The following is a 14,643-nucleotide window of genomic DNA, read 5'->3' as shown; positions in this document are numbered from 1 at the left end:
ATACAAAGTCAGCCCAGTGACTCGGGCGTCAGCGTTTGCGCTGCACAAACAAATTGCGGGTTCTGTCATCCGGGTAGGCAAACGTCACCGCACCATTTTTCACCATGCCCATCACGAGCATGTTGCTGGTCACGGCATCCTTGTCGTTTTTGCTGAACGGGTGCTCATGGGTGGCGGTCACGCCATAGTAGACGCGGGGCATGTTCTCCAGCGCCGCCTTGACGGCAGGCCCCGAGAGGTCGCCATTGCGTATGGCCAAAATGGCATAGGTCAGCAAATACACCGTGTCGTAGGCTTGCGCCGCCGCCATGGGCACGCTGATCTTGGTGGTCTTGTACTTGCGGGCGTAGGCGCTGAGAAACGCGCTGCGGCGCTCGTTGCTGGGCTCGGCAATAAAGGTCTGGGCCATCAGCGCGCCGTCTGCGGCTTCCTTGGCACCCTCAATAAAGAACGGGAACGACAGAGGCCAAGCGCCCACTTGGGGAACCTTCCAGTTCAGGGACTGGCGTCCGCGGGCGATGACGGCATTTTCGGGCCCGACGGTGTAGCTGAAAACCACATTGGCACCGGCCGCCTGCGCCGCCTTGAGCTCTGCCTGCAAGTCTTTCACGCCAAGCTCAAAGCGGGCCACATGGACCGGCTTGAGCTTTTTGGCCGCCAGGGCCTTGATCACGTCCTGCAAGCCGGCCTCACCGTAGCCGGTGTTGTCGGCAAACACGGCAACCCGGGTCCAGCCGCGCACGACGATGTCGTCCACCACGAAAGGCGCCTGGATGGCATCACGCGCCGAGGTTCGAAAAATGTAGCTGTCCGGCGCCGGGTATTGGGTGGTAATCGGTGTTCCGGTCGCGCACGGCACGATCAAAGGCGACTTGGCCGTCTGGAAAACGTGCAGTGACTTCAGCGCCACACCGGTATTGCAAAAGCCGATCGTGGCGACCACGTTTTCCCGCATCATTTCCTGCGAGCGCTGCAAGCCGACCTCCGGGTTGGCCGTGTCGTCCTTGATCACCAGCTCCAGCGGACGCCCCAGGTAGCCGCCGGCGGCATTGATTTCGTCCATCGCCAGCTTGGCCCCGTTGATCAGGGGTATGCCGAAATCAGCGGATGGGCCGGTGAAAGGACCAATAAAACCCACACGCAGGGGTTTGACCGTCTGGCCCAGTGCGATTCCCATGACACCCATCAAGGCCAGCAGACACGCCCCTTGTTTGTACCCACGTATGTTCATTCTTGTACCGGCCTAAAGTGTTGAGCCTACAGCATAGAACACGGCGCGCCGTCCCACATCCCTGCAAACCCTTGACCTGCGTCCAGTCGGCAGGGACTGTCAGCAAATCGACAGTCTCGACTGCCGCATTGGGCGCAGATTCAAGCTGCAGAAAAACGTGAACCGTGATACTGTTGAGTCGGCGTTTCGAATGAAAACCCCAAAAGGTGAACGCATGCGCAGGTCAGCCCTTTACAGCAGCTCCAGCCATTCCCCTCGGGTACCCGATGCGCAGCCGGCTGTGCTGCCTACGCAGCCCGCGCAACGGCCCCGCTTTGCGGCCCTGCGCAGAATTTCTCCCCACGATCCCCGCTTGCTCTGGTCGGCCATCGCGCTGTTGACCGTACTGCTGGCGCTCAGCCTGGGTCTGGCTTTGCGCCCTGGCCCTCCCCGGCTGACACAAGTTGCCATTGACCGCGCGGTGCTTAAAACCCTGGAAACAGCCAGCCTGCCCTCACCGGCCGCCAAGGCCTACGAGGCCATTTTTCCCTCTGTGGTGCGGGTGGTCGGCTATGTCAAGAGCAAAGATGGCAAAGAAGACATGGCGCACGACGTGGGAACGGGCGTCGTGATTGTGGACAAAGGCATCATCCTGACCAATCTGCATGTGGTGCAGGGGGCGCAAACCATCAAGGTGATCTTTTCCGATGGATTGGAAACAACCGCGTCGGTCACCGGCGTGCAGCCTGAAAACGATCTGGCGGTGTTGCAGGCGCACAAGATCCCCGACGACATGATCGCAGCCACCCTGCGCTCCACCGCAGATTTACGCCCTGGCGACCAGGTGCTCGCGGTGGGCTTTCCATTTGGCATCGGGCCCTCGGCCTCAAGCGGCGTGGTGTCGGGCCTGAGACGCACATTTCGATCGCCCGAGGGTCAGCAGGAGATGAGCAACCTGATCCAGTTTGACGCCGCCGCCAACCCCGGCAATTCGGGTGGCCCGCTGGTCACCATGGACGGCGAGGTGGTGGGCATCGTCACCGCCATCCTCAACCCGTCCCGGCAGCGCACCTTCATCGGCATCGGTTTTGCCGTGCCGATTGAAAACGCCGCCATGGCGGTCGGCATGCCACCCTTCTGACCCCCCCAATTCTGAAAGGCCCACCCATGGACGCACACACCACCAGCACCGAGACGGCCCAGCTCATGGAGCAGATTCTGTACGAGGTCAAACGCGTCGTGGTCGGTCAGGACCGCTTTCTGGAGCGGGTGATGGTCGCCCTGCTGGCGCAGGGCCATTTGCTGGTGGAAGGCGTGCCCGGGCTGGCCAAAACGCTCACCATCAAAACCCTGGCCAACACCGTGCGCGGCAATTTCAAGCGCATCCAGTTCACCCCCGATCTGGTGCCCGCCGACTTGGTGGGCACGCGCATCTATAACCAGAAGACCGGCGAATTCAGCACCTCGCTGGGGCCGGTGTTCACCAATCTGCTGCTGGCCGACGAAATCAACCGCGCGCCCGCCAAAGTGCAAAGCGCCTTGCTGGAGGTCATGCAGGAACGCCAGGTGACCATCGCCGGGGTTTCCCACAAGGTACCCGAGCCCTTTTTGGTGATGGCCACGCAAAACCCGATCGAAACCGAGGGTACCTACCCGCTGCCGGAGGCGCAGGTGGACCGCTTCATGATGAAGGTTCTGGTGGATTACCCGACCGACGAAGAAGAATTCGTCATCGTCCAACGGGTGACCGGCCCGGCGGTCAGTGTCAGCGCCGTCGCCACCACGGAGCAGCTGGGGGCACTGCAAAGTGAGTGTCGCCGGGTGTATGTGGACCCCAGCCTGATCCAATATGCCGTGCACTTGGTATCCGCCACACGCACACCTGATAAACATGGCTTGAAGGATCTCGCGCGCTTCATCACCTTTGGCGCCAGCCCGCGCGCCACCATCAACCTGACCGAAGGCGCCCGCGCGCTGGCCATGCTGCGTGGGCGCAGTTATGCCCTGCCGGAAGACATGACGGATCTGGTCCCGGATGTGCTGCGCCACCGCCTGGTGCTGTCATACGAGGCGCTCTCCGAGGGGCTGACGGCAGACGCCATCACCGCCCGGATCATGGCCAAGGTGGTGGCGCCAGCCAAACCGCTGGCACACGAGCAGCTCGCGGCCTGAAGCCAGCGGACACAAGCGCATCGCGGGGAAAGCACCATGTTTGGCCTGTTCAAGCCCAAGGCAGCGCCCGCTCAGGCCAGTACGGGCCCAGCGCCCGGTGAGGCGGAACACGTTTTGCGCCATCTGGAATGGACGGTCATTCGCCGTCTTGACGGACTGCTGCAAGGCGACTACCGCACGCTGTTGCGTGGCACCGGCATTGACTTGGCGGACCTGCGCGAATACCAGCACCACGACGACGTGCGCCATATCGACTGGAATGTCACCGCCCGCCTGCAAATTCCCCATGTGCGGGTGTTCACCGAGGACAGGGAGATGGCGGCGTGGTTTTTGCTGGATTTGAGCCCCTCGGTTGATTTCGGCTCGGGCGAACAGCGCAAGCACCATGTGTCGGCCGGCTTTGTGGCCGTGCTGGCGCGCCTGCTCACGCGCCATGGCAACCGCGTCGGTGCACTCTTGTATGGCGCGGGCGTGGACACCGTGATTCCAGCCGGCAGTGGCCGACGCCATGTGCTGCGGCTGATGCACGCCATGCTGCAGCGACCCCGGCACGCCGAGGTTGGCACGACGCGCCTGCATGAGCTGCTGCAATCTGCGGCCGGCATCGTGCATCGCCGTTCCACTATTTTTGTCGTGTCAGACTTCATCAGTGAGGCCGGCTGGGAGAAGCCTTTGGGCCTGCTGGCGCAAAGGCACGAGGTGGTCGCCGTGCGCCTGATGGACCCGCTGGAACGTGAGCTGCCCGACCTGGGCCTGATCACCATGCGCGACGCGGAGAGCGGCGAGCAATTGCTGGTGGACACCCACGACCCCAGGTTTCGCCAGCGCTTCAGCCAGATTGCGGCGCAGCGCGAAGCACAACTGCGCCAGACGCTGGCACGCGCCGGGGTGGATACGCTGGAACTGTCGACCAGCGACGACCTGGTGCAGGCCATTCTGCGTTTCACTGATTTGCGCAAACGCCGCAGCCGTGTGGTGGCAGGCGCGAAACTGCCGACGCACCTCGAAGTAGTCGCCTGAAATCCATGCACGCACCCGCCGCACAGGAGACATGACCATGAACTTTTCCAGCCTGCTCCCGACACTGTGGCCCAAGACGTTGCCCGTGACATTCCTGTGGCCCCAGCTGTTGTGGCTGCTGCTGGCCGTCCCCTTGCTGGTGTTGGCCTACGTCTGGTTGTTGCGCCGCAAGAAAAAACTGGCGCTGCGTTACGCCAGCCTGCTCGTCGTGCGCGAAGCCATGGGCAGTGGCCGCCAGTTGCGCCGCCATATTCCGCCCTTGCTGTTCCTGTTTTCCATCGCCGCCATGCTGCTGGCGGCATCGCGGCCTTTTGCCGTGGTGACCTTGCCCATGCAGCAGGAAACCATCATGTTGGCTATCGACGTCTCTGGCAGCATGCGCGCCACTGACGTGTTGCCGAACCGCCTAGTGGCAGCGCAAAATGCCGCCAAGGCGTTCCTGGCCGAATTGCCGCGCGGCGTGAAGGTCGGCATTGTGGCCTTTGCTGGCTCGGCCCAGGTGGCCCAGATTCCGACCATCAACCGCGAAGATCTGGTGTCGGCGATTGACAGTTTTCAGTTGCAGCGCGGCACGGCCATCGGCAACGGCATCGTGCTCTCGCTGGCCACCCTATTCCCCAATGCTGGCATTGACTTGGGTGACATGGGCTATGGCCGAGATCGTTCACGAGGTGTTGCGATTGACGAGGAAGCCAAACCAGAAAAGAAACCATTTGTGCCCGTAGCCCCCGGATCATATAGCTCAGGCGCTATCATTTTACTGACCGATGGGCAGCGCACCACCGGCGTGGACTCGCTCGAGGCAGCCAAGCTGGCCTCGGAGTACGGTGTGCGCGTCTACACCGTGGGCGTGGGCACGGTGAACGGCGAAACCATAGGCTTTGAAGGCTGGTCGATGCGCGTCCGGCTGGACGAAGAAACGCTCAAAGCCATCGCTGGCAAAACCCAGGCCGATTACTTTTACGCCGGCACCGCCGCCGACTTGAAAAAAGTCTACGAGACCTTGAGTTCGCGCCTGACGGTGGAGAAGAAGGAAACCGAAATCTCGGGTTTGCTGGCGCTGGCGGCGGCCCTGCTGGCCATCGTATCGGCTGGCTTGTCACTGCTTTGGTTTAACCGGATTTTGTAGCGGCCAATGCTGAGCTGGTGGAAGTGGAGGTAGCTGAGCTGCACACCCTAAGATTTGCCTCTGCCCCCATTTTTCAAACAACTTCCCATCCCCAAGGAGACAAACCATGGCCAACATTTCCCTGCTCATCAACGGCGAACAAACTGCCGCCCGCAACGGTGCCACCTTTGAACGCCGCAATCCGCTCGACGGCACGGTAGCCACGGTCGCGCCGGCGGCCACCGTGCAAGATGCAGTGGCAGCCGTGGAGGCCGCCGCCAAGGCGTTTCCCGCCTGGTCGGCCACGGGACCCGGCACACGCCGCGCCCTGTTAACCAAAGCAGCGCACGCGCTGGAAGCGAAAGCACCTGCCTTCATCGCCGCGATGGCCGCGGAAACCGGCGCCTCGGGACTGTGGGCCGGCTTCAACGTGCACCTGGCGGCCGGCACCTTGCTGGAGGCTGCGTCGCTCACCACCCAGATCAGTGGCGAGGTGATTCCCTCGGACGTGCCGGGCAGCCTGTCGATGGGGCTGCGCCAGGCCGCAGGCGTGGTCATAGGTATCGCACCCTGGAACGCGCCCATCATCCTGGGTGTGCGCGCCCTTGCCGTACCGCTGGCCTGTGGCAACACCGTGGTGTTCAAAGGCTCGGAACTGTGTCCCGCCACCCACGGCCTGATCGTCGAGGCCCTGCAGGAAGCCGAACTCCCCCCGGGCGTGGTCAACTTCATCACCAACGCGCCAGCCGACGCCGCCATTGTGGTGGAGGCCCTGATCGCGCATCCGGCGGTGCGCCGCGTGAACTTCACCGGCTCCACCCATGTCGGCAAGATCATCGCCGGCACCTGCGCCAAATACCTCAAACCGGTCGTGTTGGAGTTGGGCGGCAAAGCCCCGCTGGTGGTGCTGGACGATGCCGATCTGGACGCCGCCGTCAACGCCGCGGCCTTTGGTGCTTTTGCCAACTCCGGGCAAATCTGCATGTCCACCGAACGCATCATCGTGGACGAAAAAATCGCCGATGAATTTGTCGCCAAACTCGCGGCCAAGGCGGTCAGCCTGCCGCTGGGGGATCCGCGCGAGGGGCCGGTGGTGCTGGGTTCGGTGGTGGACATGAGCACCGTGCACCGCTGCAACGCGATGATCGACGATGCCCTGGCCCTGGGCGCCACCCTGCTGTGCGGCGGCAAGGCCGACAGCACATTGATGCCGGCCACGCTGCTGGACCATGTCACGCCCGCCATGAAAATTTACAGCGACGAATCGTTTGGCCCGGTGAAAGGCATTGTGCGAGTCAGCGGTGTCGAAGAAGCCGTGGCCTGCGCCAATGACAACGCCTACGGTCTGTCCAGCGCTGTATTTGGCCGCGATATTGCGCGCGCATTGCAAGTGGCGGGGCGCATCCAGTCGGGCATCTGCCATGTCAACGGCCCCACCGTACATGACGAGCCGCAGATGCCATTTGGCGGCGTCAAGGGCAGTGGCATCGGCAGCTTCGGCGGCAAGGCCGGCATCGAAGCCTTTACCGATTTGCGCTGGGTCACGGTGCAAACGACGCCGCGCCACTACCCGTTCTAAACCCGCGGATCAAACCAACGGAAGGAGACAAGCATGACTCAACAATTTATCCGCGAGCGGCAGATCATAGGCGATTGATGAAAAAGAACCGAGGCGTATCAGGCTTTGGTTTGCCCAAGCGCCTGCTCGAAATCGCTGAGCAAATCCGCACTGTCTTCCAGCCCCACCGACAGGCGAATCAAACCGTCCGCAATGCCCATGTCGGCGCGCACCTGCGCACCGGCTTCCCAGAATATGGTTGGTGCCACGGGAATGATCAGGGTGCGGGTGTCGCCCAGGCCGGTGGCAATCACCGGCAGGCGCAGCCGGTTGATGAACGCCAGGCACGCCGCCACATCGCGCAGCTCAAATGACAGCAACCACGAGCCAGCGCTGAAATGCGCTTTGGCGAGGGCGTGTTGCGGGTGCGATTCCAGCATGGGGTAATGCACGCGATTCACCGCCGGGTGCCCTTCCAGGAAACGCGCCAGTGTCAAGGCCGTGGCACTGGATTGCGCCACCCGCAAGGCCAGTGTCTCGGCGCCGACGCTGATCTTGTGCGCGTGCTCGCTAGAGAGCGTGCCACCCATGTCGCGCAGGCCTTTTTTGCGAATTTGCTGCAGCCCCCAATGGCGTGCATCGCCCTGGCGATAGCTGGCAAAGATGTTGGGATAGGCCTGCCAGTCGAACAGGCCGGTGTCGGTCACCGCGCCACCGAGCGCCGTGCCGTGGCCGGCAATGGTCTTGGTCAGCGAATTGACGACCAGGCCAGCCCCCACCGTGCTTGGGCGAAACAAGAGGGGCGAGGTGATGGTGTTGTCCACCACATAAAGCAGGCGGTGATCCACGCACAATTTTCCGATGGCCGCCAAGTCGGGGATTTGCGTGCCGGGATTGGCGATGGTTTCCACGAACACCATGCGCGTGTTGGGCTGGATCGCCGCCGCCACGTTGGAGGCCTGCGTCGCATCGACCGTGGTGACCTGGATGCCCAGGTCGGCCAGGGTACCGAACAAGCTGTTGGTGTTGCCGAACACAAAGCGGCTGGCCACCAGGTGGTCGCCCGCTTTGAGCAGGGTCAGGAACACGGCGGTGATGGCCGCCATGCCGGTGGCAAAACTGACCGTGCCCAGGCCCTGCTCCATCTGCGTGATCTTGGCTTCCAGCGCCGCCGTGGTCGGCGTGCCTTGGCGCGCGTAGTTGTAGCCGCCCTTGATCGTGCCCTGGAACACGCCAATCAGGTCTTCTACCCGCTCGAAGCCGTATTGCACCGAGGTGTGAATGGGTTTGTGAATGGCACCATGCTCGGCACCGAAGTGCCGATCGGCGTGCAGTATGTTGGTGGTGAAGCCGGTGTCTTTCATAAGATTTCCATCAATAACAATAGCGTGTGAATCTGCTTAAATAGTTTCCGACAGCTTGCCCTGAACCAGGCGCAGCTGGCGCTGGCAGCAAGAGGCCAGCGCGTGGTCATGGGTGACCAGAATAAACGCCGTGCCGTGGGTGCGGGCTAGGTCCAGCATCAATTCGAACACACCATCGGCCGTGTTGCGATCCAGGTTGCCAGTCGGCTCGTCGGCCAGCACGCAGGCGGGACGCGTCACCAGGGCACGGGCGATGGCCACGCGCTGGCGCTCACCGCCGGAAAGCTCCGAGGGGCGATGGTGCAGGCGGTCCAGCAGGCCGACATTGGCCAGCATCTTGGTCGCCTCCTTCGCGCATTCCGCTGGTGGCAGACGCCGAATCCACAAAGGCATGGCGACGTTGTCCAGCGCGCTGAACTCTGGCAGCAGGTGGTGAAACTGGTAGACAAAACCGAGGTGCTGGTTGCGCAAACGGCCCTGCGCGGCGGCGCTCTGGTGTGCCAGGTCCTGGCCTTTCAGCCAGACCGAGCCGCTGGTGGGGGCCTCCAGCCCGCCCATCACATGCAGGAGCGTGCTTTTGCCGGAGCCCGACGCGCCCACGATGGCCAGCGTTTCGCCGGCGCGCACGTCCAGGTCCACGCCTTGCAGCACGGTCACATCAAGCCGGCCTTCGGTGAAGCGCTTGGTAAGTCCTCGGGCGCTCAAAACAACGGGTCCGTCGACACCGGGTCGACCCGAACTGGTAGCGGCCCTGTCGGTTGGCAGCGCAGCACGCGAAGCGGCAAGCGTGGGGGTGATATCACTCATAACGAAGGGCCTCCGCCGGGTTCACCCGGCTGGCGCGCCAGCTCGGGTAGAGCGTGGCGAGAAAAGACAGTACCAAAGAAATAATGGCAATGGGCAAAATGTCCGACTGCTGCGGGTCGCTCGGCATGCGGCTGATCAGGTAAATATCCTTGGGCAGGAAGCTGGCATCCAGCAAGCGTTCCAGCGCGGGCACCAGCACGTCGATGTTGAAGGCGACGCCAAGCCCCAGCGCCAAACCGGCCAGCGTGCCGATCACCCCGACCATGGCGCCCTGCACCACAAAAATACCCATGATGCTTTGCGGACTGGCACCGAGCGTGCGCAGGATGGCGATGTCGGCGCGCTTGTCGGTCACCGTCATCACCAGCGTTGACACCAGGTTGAAGGCCGCCACCGCCACGATCAGGGTCAGGATGATGAACATCATGCGTTTTTCCAGCTGCACGGCGGAGAACCAGGTGCGGTTCTGGCGCGTCCAGTCGCGGATCAAGAGGTCGCCAGTCAAGCTGCCCGCCAGCTGCGCGCCCACCTCGCGCGCCTGATGCAGGTCGCGCAGCTTGAGCCGCACGCCGGTCGGACCTTCGAGGCGGAAAATCCGGGCCGCATCGTCCATGTGCATCAGCACCAGCGCGGAGTCGTATTCAAAATGGCCCGAGTCAAAAGTGCCCACCACCGTCATCTGCTTCAGGCGCGGCACGATACCGGCGGGCGTCACCTGCCCGCTGGGTGCCACCAGCGTGACCTTGTCGCCCTCGCGCACGCCCAGACTGCGGGCCAGCTCGCCGCCCAGCACGACGCCAAACTCGCCCGGAATCAGGCGGCTCAGGCCGGTGTTTTTCAGCTCGACGGCCAGGTCGGTGACCTCCGGCTCGCGGGCCGGGTCAATGCCCCGAACCATCGTGCCTTTCATGTCCTCACCCCTCGCCAACAATGCCTGGGTGGCTATAAAAGGTGCAGCACCGATGACCTGCGGGTTGGCCCGTACTTCGGTCAGGGTGCGCGCCAGATCGGGCAAGGCAGCGCCATTGGGCGCGAAAATTTCGATGTGCGATACCACGCCCAGCATGCGGTCGCGCACTTCTTTCTGAAAGCCGTTCATCACGCTCAGCACGATGATGAGCGCCGCCACGCCCAGGGCGATGCCGAGCATGGACACACCCGAAATAAAGGAGATAAAGCCGTTGCGCCGGGTGGCGCGGCCGGCCCGGGTGTAGCGCCAGCCAAGAATGAGTTCGTAGGGGAGTTGCATCGGCCGACCGTGTTTTGAACAGGCGCCATTGTGGCATTGCCCACAAAAGTGATGTGATCGGCACCATGCGCCGATCCCGGCTAGAACTTGAGCACCACCTTGCCGAAGGGGCCGCGCGCCAAATGATCAAAGGCGGCCGCAAGTTCCGCCGCCGGGTATTCGGCCGCGACCACGGGCTGTAGCGCATTGGCCTCGATGGCACGCATCAGCTGCTCCAACGCGTGGCGGTGGCCCACGCTGACCCCTTTCACCACGGCCCGCCGCCAAATCAGGTCGAAGCCGGAACCGGCGAGTTCGCCGCCGTCCAGCACCCCGATAAACGCCACATGGCCGCCCATTGCCAGGGCCTGCAGCGAACGCCCGAGATTGGCACCGCCGACGGTCTCCAGCACCAGATCGGCACCACGCCCCCCGGTCAGTTCCAGCACTGCGGACGGCCAGTCGCTGGCGCGATCGAGCGCCTGGCTGGCACCCAGCGCCAGGACCCGTGCGCGCTTGTCGGCGTCGCCCGACACCACGATCACCCGTGCGCCGTGCAGGCGGGCAATCTGCAGGCCGAACAATGCCACGCCGCCGGTGCCGTGAATCAGCACGGTCTGACCGGCGCGCAGCCCGCCGTCTTGCACCAGTCCGACCCAAGCCGTCAGCGCCGCGCACGGCAGCGTGCTGGCCGCTGCGGCGTTGAGCGTCGTCGGCGCTGCGCTCAGCCACTGCGCATCGAGCACCACATGCGACGCCAGCATGCCCGGGCCGGGGCCGCCCAGTGGAAAAGCCGACGCCGGCGCGGCACCGTCCAGCCAGCCGGCCACAAAGGTGCTGATGACACGCTCGCCACCACGCCAGCGTGTGACCTCCGGGCCGACTTCGAGCACCGTGCCCGCCATGTCCGAACCCGGCGTGAACGGCAACGTGGGCGTCATGCCGTAGCGGTTTTCGACCAGCATCAAATCACGGTAGTTGAGTGCAACGGCCTCCACCCGTACCAGAACCTGATGGGGCGCCAGCGGTGGCAGTGTGGCTTCAACATAGCGCAGGTTTTGTTGCCCGAATGCGCTGAGCTGCCATTGGTGAGAAAGTGCAAGAGTCATGGGAAATCCTTGTTTGAAAGTGAGGGAAACACCATGCTACTGTCGCAAAGTAATCCCATGTGGCATCATTAATTCCCATCAATGTAGATATAAAGTCCCCAATGAGTGAACGTTTACAAGGCATCGCCACCTTTGTGGCCACCGTCGAGGCAGAAAGCTTCTCGGCCGCGGGCGAGCGCCTGCAACTCAGTCGCTCGGCGGTGGGCAAGGCCATCGCGCGGCTGGAGGCCCGGCTCGGCGTGCGCCTGTTCCACCGCACCACCCGCAGTCAGCGGCTGACCGAAGACGGCCAGCTCTACTATGAACGTTGCCGCCGCGCGCTGGCAGAACTGGACGAGGCCAGCGTCTCGCTGGAGGCCGGTCGCAACGAGCCGGTCGGGCGGCTGCGCCTGTCAATGCCGGAGCTGCTGGGCCGACGCTGCGTCGCGCCGCTGCTGCTGGAGTTGGGTCGCGAACATGCGGGGCTGTCGCTCGACGTCTCATTCACCGACCGCCGTGTCGACCTGCTCGAAGAGCGAATTGACTTGGCCTTACGCAGCGGCCCGCTGGCCAATAGCGCCTTGCTGGCCGCGCGGCCGCTGTGCCGCCAATGGGTCGCGGTCTATGCGGCGCCGGACTACCTGGGCGCGCATCCGCAGCCGCGCAGCCTCGACGAGTTAGTGGCGCAGCGCGACCAGCACAGCTTCATCGCCTACGCACGCAGCGGCAAGGTCCAGCCCTGGCTGTTTAACGACGCGAACGGCCACGTCGTCCCCTTCGACGTGAGCAGTCGCTTCGCCTTCGACAGCCTGGAGGTCGTGGCCGACGCTGGCGTGGCCGGACTGGGACTGGTGCGCCTGCCGACCTGGCTGGCCGCCCCGTCGCTGGGCAGCGGCGCCCTGGTGCGCGTATTTGACGAGCCGCAACCCTACGGCTACGAACTCAACGCCATCTGGCCCCAAACCCGTGTCATGCCGCTGCGCCTGCGAGTGGTGATCGACCGCCTGGTGCAACGGCTGCCGGCGCTACTGGAACGCCACTGAACACCCCGGCTGGCGCGCAGACACCGTGGCATCCAAACAGGCGCAAGACGGCACGGGGTTTTGCATGGCGCCAAAATGGCACGCCAGCCTGCCTGCGACAAAGCCACAACCATTTGGTTTAATGACGAACAACTTTTCTGAGCCTCGTCGTGCCGCGCAACCTGCTCTACCTCATCGTTTTCATCGAAGGCTTCTGCTCGCTGGGGGCAGAGGTCATCGCCCTGCGCCGCCTGGTGCCGCATGTTGGCAGTGCCATCGTGGTCACGGCGCCGACCATCGGTTTATTCCTGCTGGCGCTGGCGCTCGGTTACGGCTCGGGGGCCAGGGTGACGACGCGTTTCACGGCCGTGGTGGCGCGCAATTTCCAGATCTCGGCCCTGCTCGCGGGCGTGGGGCTGGCGCGGATCACGGTCGATGGCCTGTTTGCCCTGGTGCAGCCGACCGGGCTGGCCTACCTGATATTCATCGGCGGCGTGCTGTGCCCGCTGGCCTGGCTGCTGGGGCAAACCGTACCGGTGCTCACCAACCTGATGAAACACGCGCGCGCCGGCGAGGCCAGCGGCTACGCCCTGTACTGGTCCACGCTCGGCTCGTTTCTGGGGTCCGTCAGCCTGTCGCTGGTGGTGATGCAATGGCTGGGGGTATCCGTGGCGGTGCTGGTGTGCACCCTCCTGCTGGCGCTGGGCAGTCTACTGCTCGCCGCGCGCAGCCGCCAGAACTGGGCTGCCGGGTTGATGATTAGCGTGGTGGCCAGCGCCATCAACCTGCGCCCGGCCCAGGACGTGGTGGACACGGCTTATGCCGATTACGCGGTCAAGAACATCGTGCGGCCGCAGGACAACTATCCGCGCGCCTTCTTCATCAACAATTCCCTGGCCTCCCTGATGGACGACAGTGAGCCACCGAAATACGCGCGCTACGTGCAGCATCTGCGCCACATCATTCTGGATGAACTCGGCCTGTATGACCGGGACATCCTGGTGCTTGGGGCGGGCGGATTCACCCTGTCGCACCGCGAGCTGAGCAACCGCTACACCTATGTGGACATCGACCCCAAAATCCGCGCGATTGCCGAGCAACGTTTCTTGAAGGGTCCGATGCACGGCAGCTTCATCGTCGACGATGCCCGCCGCTTCGTGCGCAGCACCGACAGGAAGTTTGAGGCCGTGGTGGTGGATGTGTTCAGCAGCCACACCTCCATTCCCGGCCACCTGGTGACGCGCGAGTTCTGGCAAGACACCCGGCGCATCTTGACCCCGCAGGGCGTTTTGCTGATCAACCTGATTCTGGACGGGCGACTGGAAACACCTTACGCCCGCAACCTGCTGGCGACCATAGAGAGCGTCTACGGCCGCTGCGCGGTGGAGGTGCTGCACAAAACACAGCCCCAAAGCAACGTGATCGTCAGCTGCTACAACAGCAGTCGTCCCGGTCAGGGCGCACCCTATACGGACGAGCGCAACGGGGCCGATGTGGATAGGGCGCTGTCGAACTAAGGGCATTTAGATTGCCGCCATCCATAACGGCGCATAGCGAGGAATAGAGAAGGTACCGGTCTTGCGGTGGGATCATGGGTGAGTCCCCGCTTCGGAATTTGGTAAATCAAAGTGTCGTGCTCCGGGAACAAAAACCATTTTCAATGACTCAAAAAACCATACAAAGAACAAAAATCAAATCGAGAGCGCCAGGGTGCGCGTCGACCAGAGGTGCCAGAACCAAGTCGCGGCATACCAGGCGTAAGTTTCATAACTGGAGTGTGAAAAAGAGGTACTGTCATGAAAACAATGCAACGATTTTGGGTAAGTACCGTGGTCATGGCACTGCTGTTCGGCCTGAGCGCATGTGACAGCATGTCCAAGCGCGACAAGAATATCGCGATTGGCGCGGGTGTCGGCGGCGTGGCCGGGTCTGTGCTGACCGGTGGCAGCGCGGTCGGAACCGTGGGTGGCGCGGCGGTGGGTGGCGTCATCGGCAACGAGGTCAGCAAAGACAAAAAATAAGAGCCCGCAAAAAGGGCCGGTGTTGAGGCCCTGTTGGCGAGACAG

General features: G+C 63.3%; 13 protein-coding genes. 8 read left to right on the top strand and 5 right to left on the bottom strand.

Annotated elements, in window-relative coordinates; all coding sequences use genetic code 11:
• Positions 1–28: 28 nt before the first annotated feature.
• Positions 29–1,186: an ABC transporter substrate-binding protein gene (locus C5P05_RS31445; protein WP_232834769.1), complete on the bottom strand. Its 1,158-nt coding sequence runs from the start codon at positions 1,184–1,186 to the stop codon at positions 29–31.
• A 259-nt stretch (positions 1,187–1,445) separates the two neighbouring features.
• Here C5P05_RS31445 and C5P05_RS31440 point away from each other — a divergent pair, with 259 nt between their 5' ends.
• From C5P05_RS31440 to C5P05_RS31420, 5 genes are all read left to right on the top strand, one after another.
• A complete protein-coding gene (locus C5P05_RS31440) occupies positions 1,446–2,351 on the top strand; it encodes a S1C family serine protease (protein ID WP_114973802.1) in 906 nt (301 codons plus the stop codon).
• A gap of 26 nt (positions 2,352–2,377) precedes the next feature.
• A complete protein-coding gene (locus C5P05_RS31435) occupies positions 2,378–3,382 on the top strand; it encodes an AAA family ATPase (protein ID WP_114973801.1) in 1,005 nt (334 codons plus the stop codon).
• A 36-nt stretch (positions 3,383–3,418) separates the two neighbouring features.
• On the top strand, positions 3,419–4,402 hold the full coding sequence (locus C5P05_RS31430; RefSeq protein WP_114973800.1) for a DUF58 domain-containing protein: 984 nt from the start codon (positions 3,419–3,421) through the stop codon (positions 4,400–4,402).
• A gap of 85 nt (positions 4,403–4,487) precedes the next feature.
• Positions 4,488–5,531 carry a VWA domain-containing protein gene (locus C5P05_RS31425; protein WP_114974180.1) on the top strand — a complete coding sequence of 348 codons (1,044 nt, stop codon included), beginning with the start codon at positions 4,488–4,490 and terminating at the stop codon, positions 5,529–5,531.
• A gap of 106 nt (positions 5,532–5,637) precedes the next feature.
• Positions 5,638–7,089: an aldehyde dehydrogenase gene (locus tag C5P05_RS31420; protein WP_114973799.1), complete on the top strand. Its 1,452-nt coding sequence runs from the start codon at positions 5,638–5,640 to the stop codon at positions 7,087–7,089.
• Positions 7,090–7,187: 98 nt separating this feature from the next.
• On the opposite strand, the gene C5P05_RS31415 is transcribed toward C5P05_RS31420, so the two are convergent.
• From C5P05_RS31415 to C5P05_RS31400, 4 genes are all read right to left on the bottom strand, one after another.
• Positions 7,188–8,432 (bottom strand): cystathionine gamma-synthase family protein, encoded by a 1,245-nt coding sequence (locus C5P05_RS31415; protein WP_114973798.1) that lies wholly within the window; start codon positions 8,430–8,432, stop codon positions 7,188–7,190.
• 36 nt (positions 8,433–8,468) lie between these two features.
• On the bottom strand, positions 8,469–9,239 hold the full coding sequence (gene lolD / locus C5P05_RS31410) for a lipoprotein-releasing ABC transporter ATP-binding protein LolD (RefSeq protein ID WP_114973797.1): 771 nt from the start codon (positions 9,237–9,239) through the stop codon (positions 8,469–8,471).
• Positions 9,232–10,488 (bottom strand): lipoprotein-releasing ABC transporter permease subunit, encoded by a 1,257-nt coding sequence (locus C5P05_RS31405; protein WP_114973796.1) that lies wholly within the window; start codon positions 10,486–10,488, stop codon positions 9,232–9,234. The genes lolD and C5P05_RS31405 overlap by 8 nt, the downstream gene beginning before the upstream one ends.
• Before the next feature lie 80 nt (positions 10,489–10,568).
• Complete coding sequence (locus C5P05_RS31400) at positions 10,569–11,576, bottom strand: zinc-dependent alcohol dehydrogenase family protein (protein WP_114973795.1); 1,008 nt, start codon at positions 11,574–11,576, stop codon at positions 10,569–10,571.
• 101 nt (positions 11,577–11,677) lie between these two features.
• Between C5P05_RS31400 and C5P05_RS31395 the strand changes: the two genes are divergently transcribed.
• The 3 genes from C5P05_RS31395 (at position 11,678) to C5P05_RS31385 (ending at position 14,598) form a co-directional block, all read left to right on the top strand.
• Entirely contained in the window at positions 11,678–12,598 is a 921-nt protein-coding gene (locus tag C5P05_RS31395) for a LysR family transcriptional regulator (protein ID WP_114973794.1), read from the top strand.
• A gap of 149 nt (positions 12,599–12,747) precedes the next feature.
• A complete protein-coding gene (locus C5P05_RS31390) occupies positions 12,748–14,094 on the top strand; it encodes a fused MFS/spermidine synthase (RefSeq protein ID WP_114973793.1) in 1,347 nt (448 codons plus the stop codon).
• Between the two features lie 279 nt (positions 14,095–14,373).
• Positions 14,374–14,598, top strand: coding sequence for a glycine zipper 2TM domain-containing protein (locus C5P05_RS31385; RefSeq protein ID WP_114973792.1), 225 nt, complete (start codon positions 14,374–14,376; stop codon positions 14,596–14,598).
• Positions 14,599–14,643: the final 45 nt, after the last annotated feature.

This window comes from Rhodoferax ferrireducens (genome assembly GCF_003347515.1).
In the GTDB taxonomy this organism is placed as follows: Bacteria; Pseudomonadota; Gammaproteobacteria; order Burkholderiales; family Burkholderiaceae_C; genus Rhodoferax.
The sequence above is the reverse complement of the archived record's forward strand: the minus strand, read 5'-3'. Positions and strand labels throughout refer to the sequence as shown.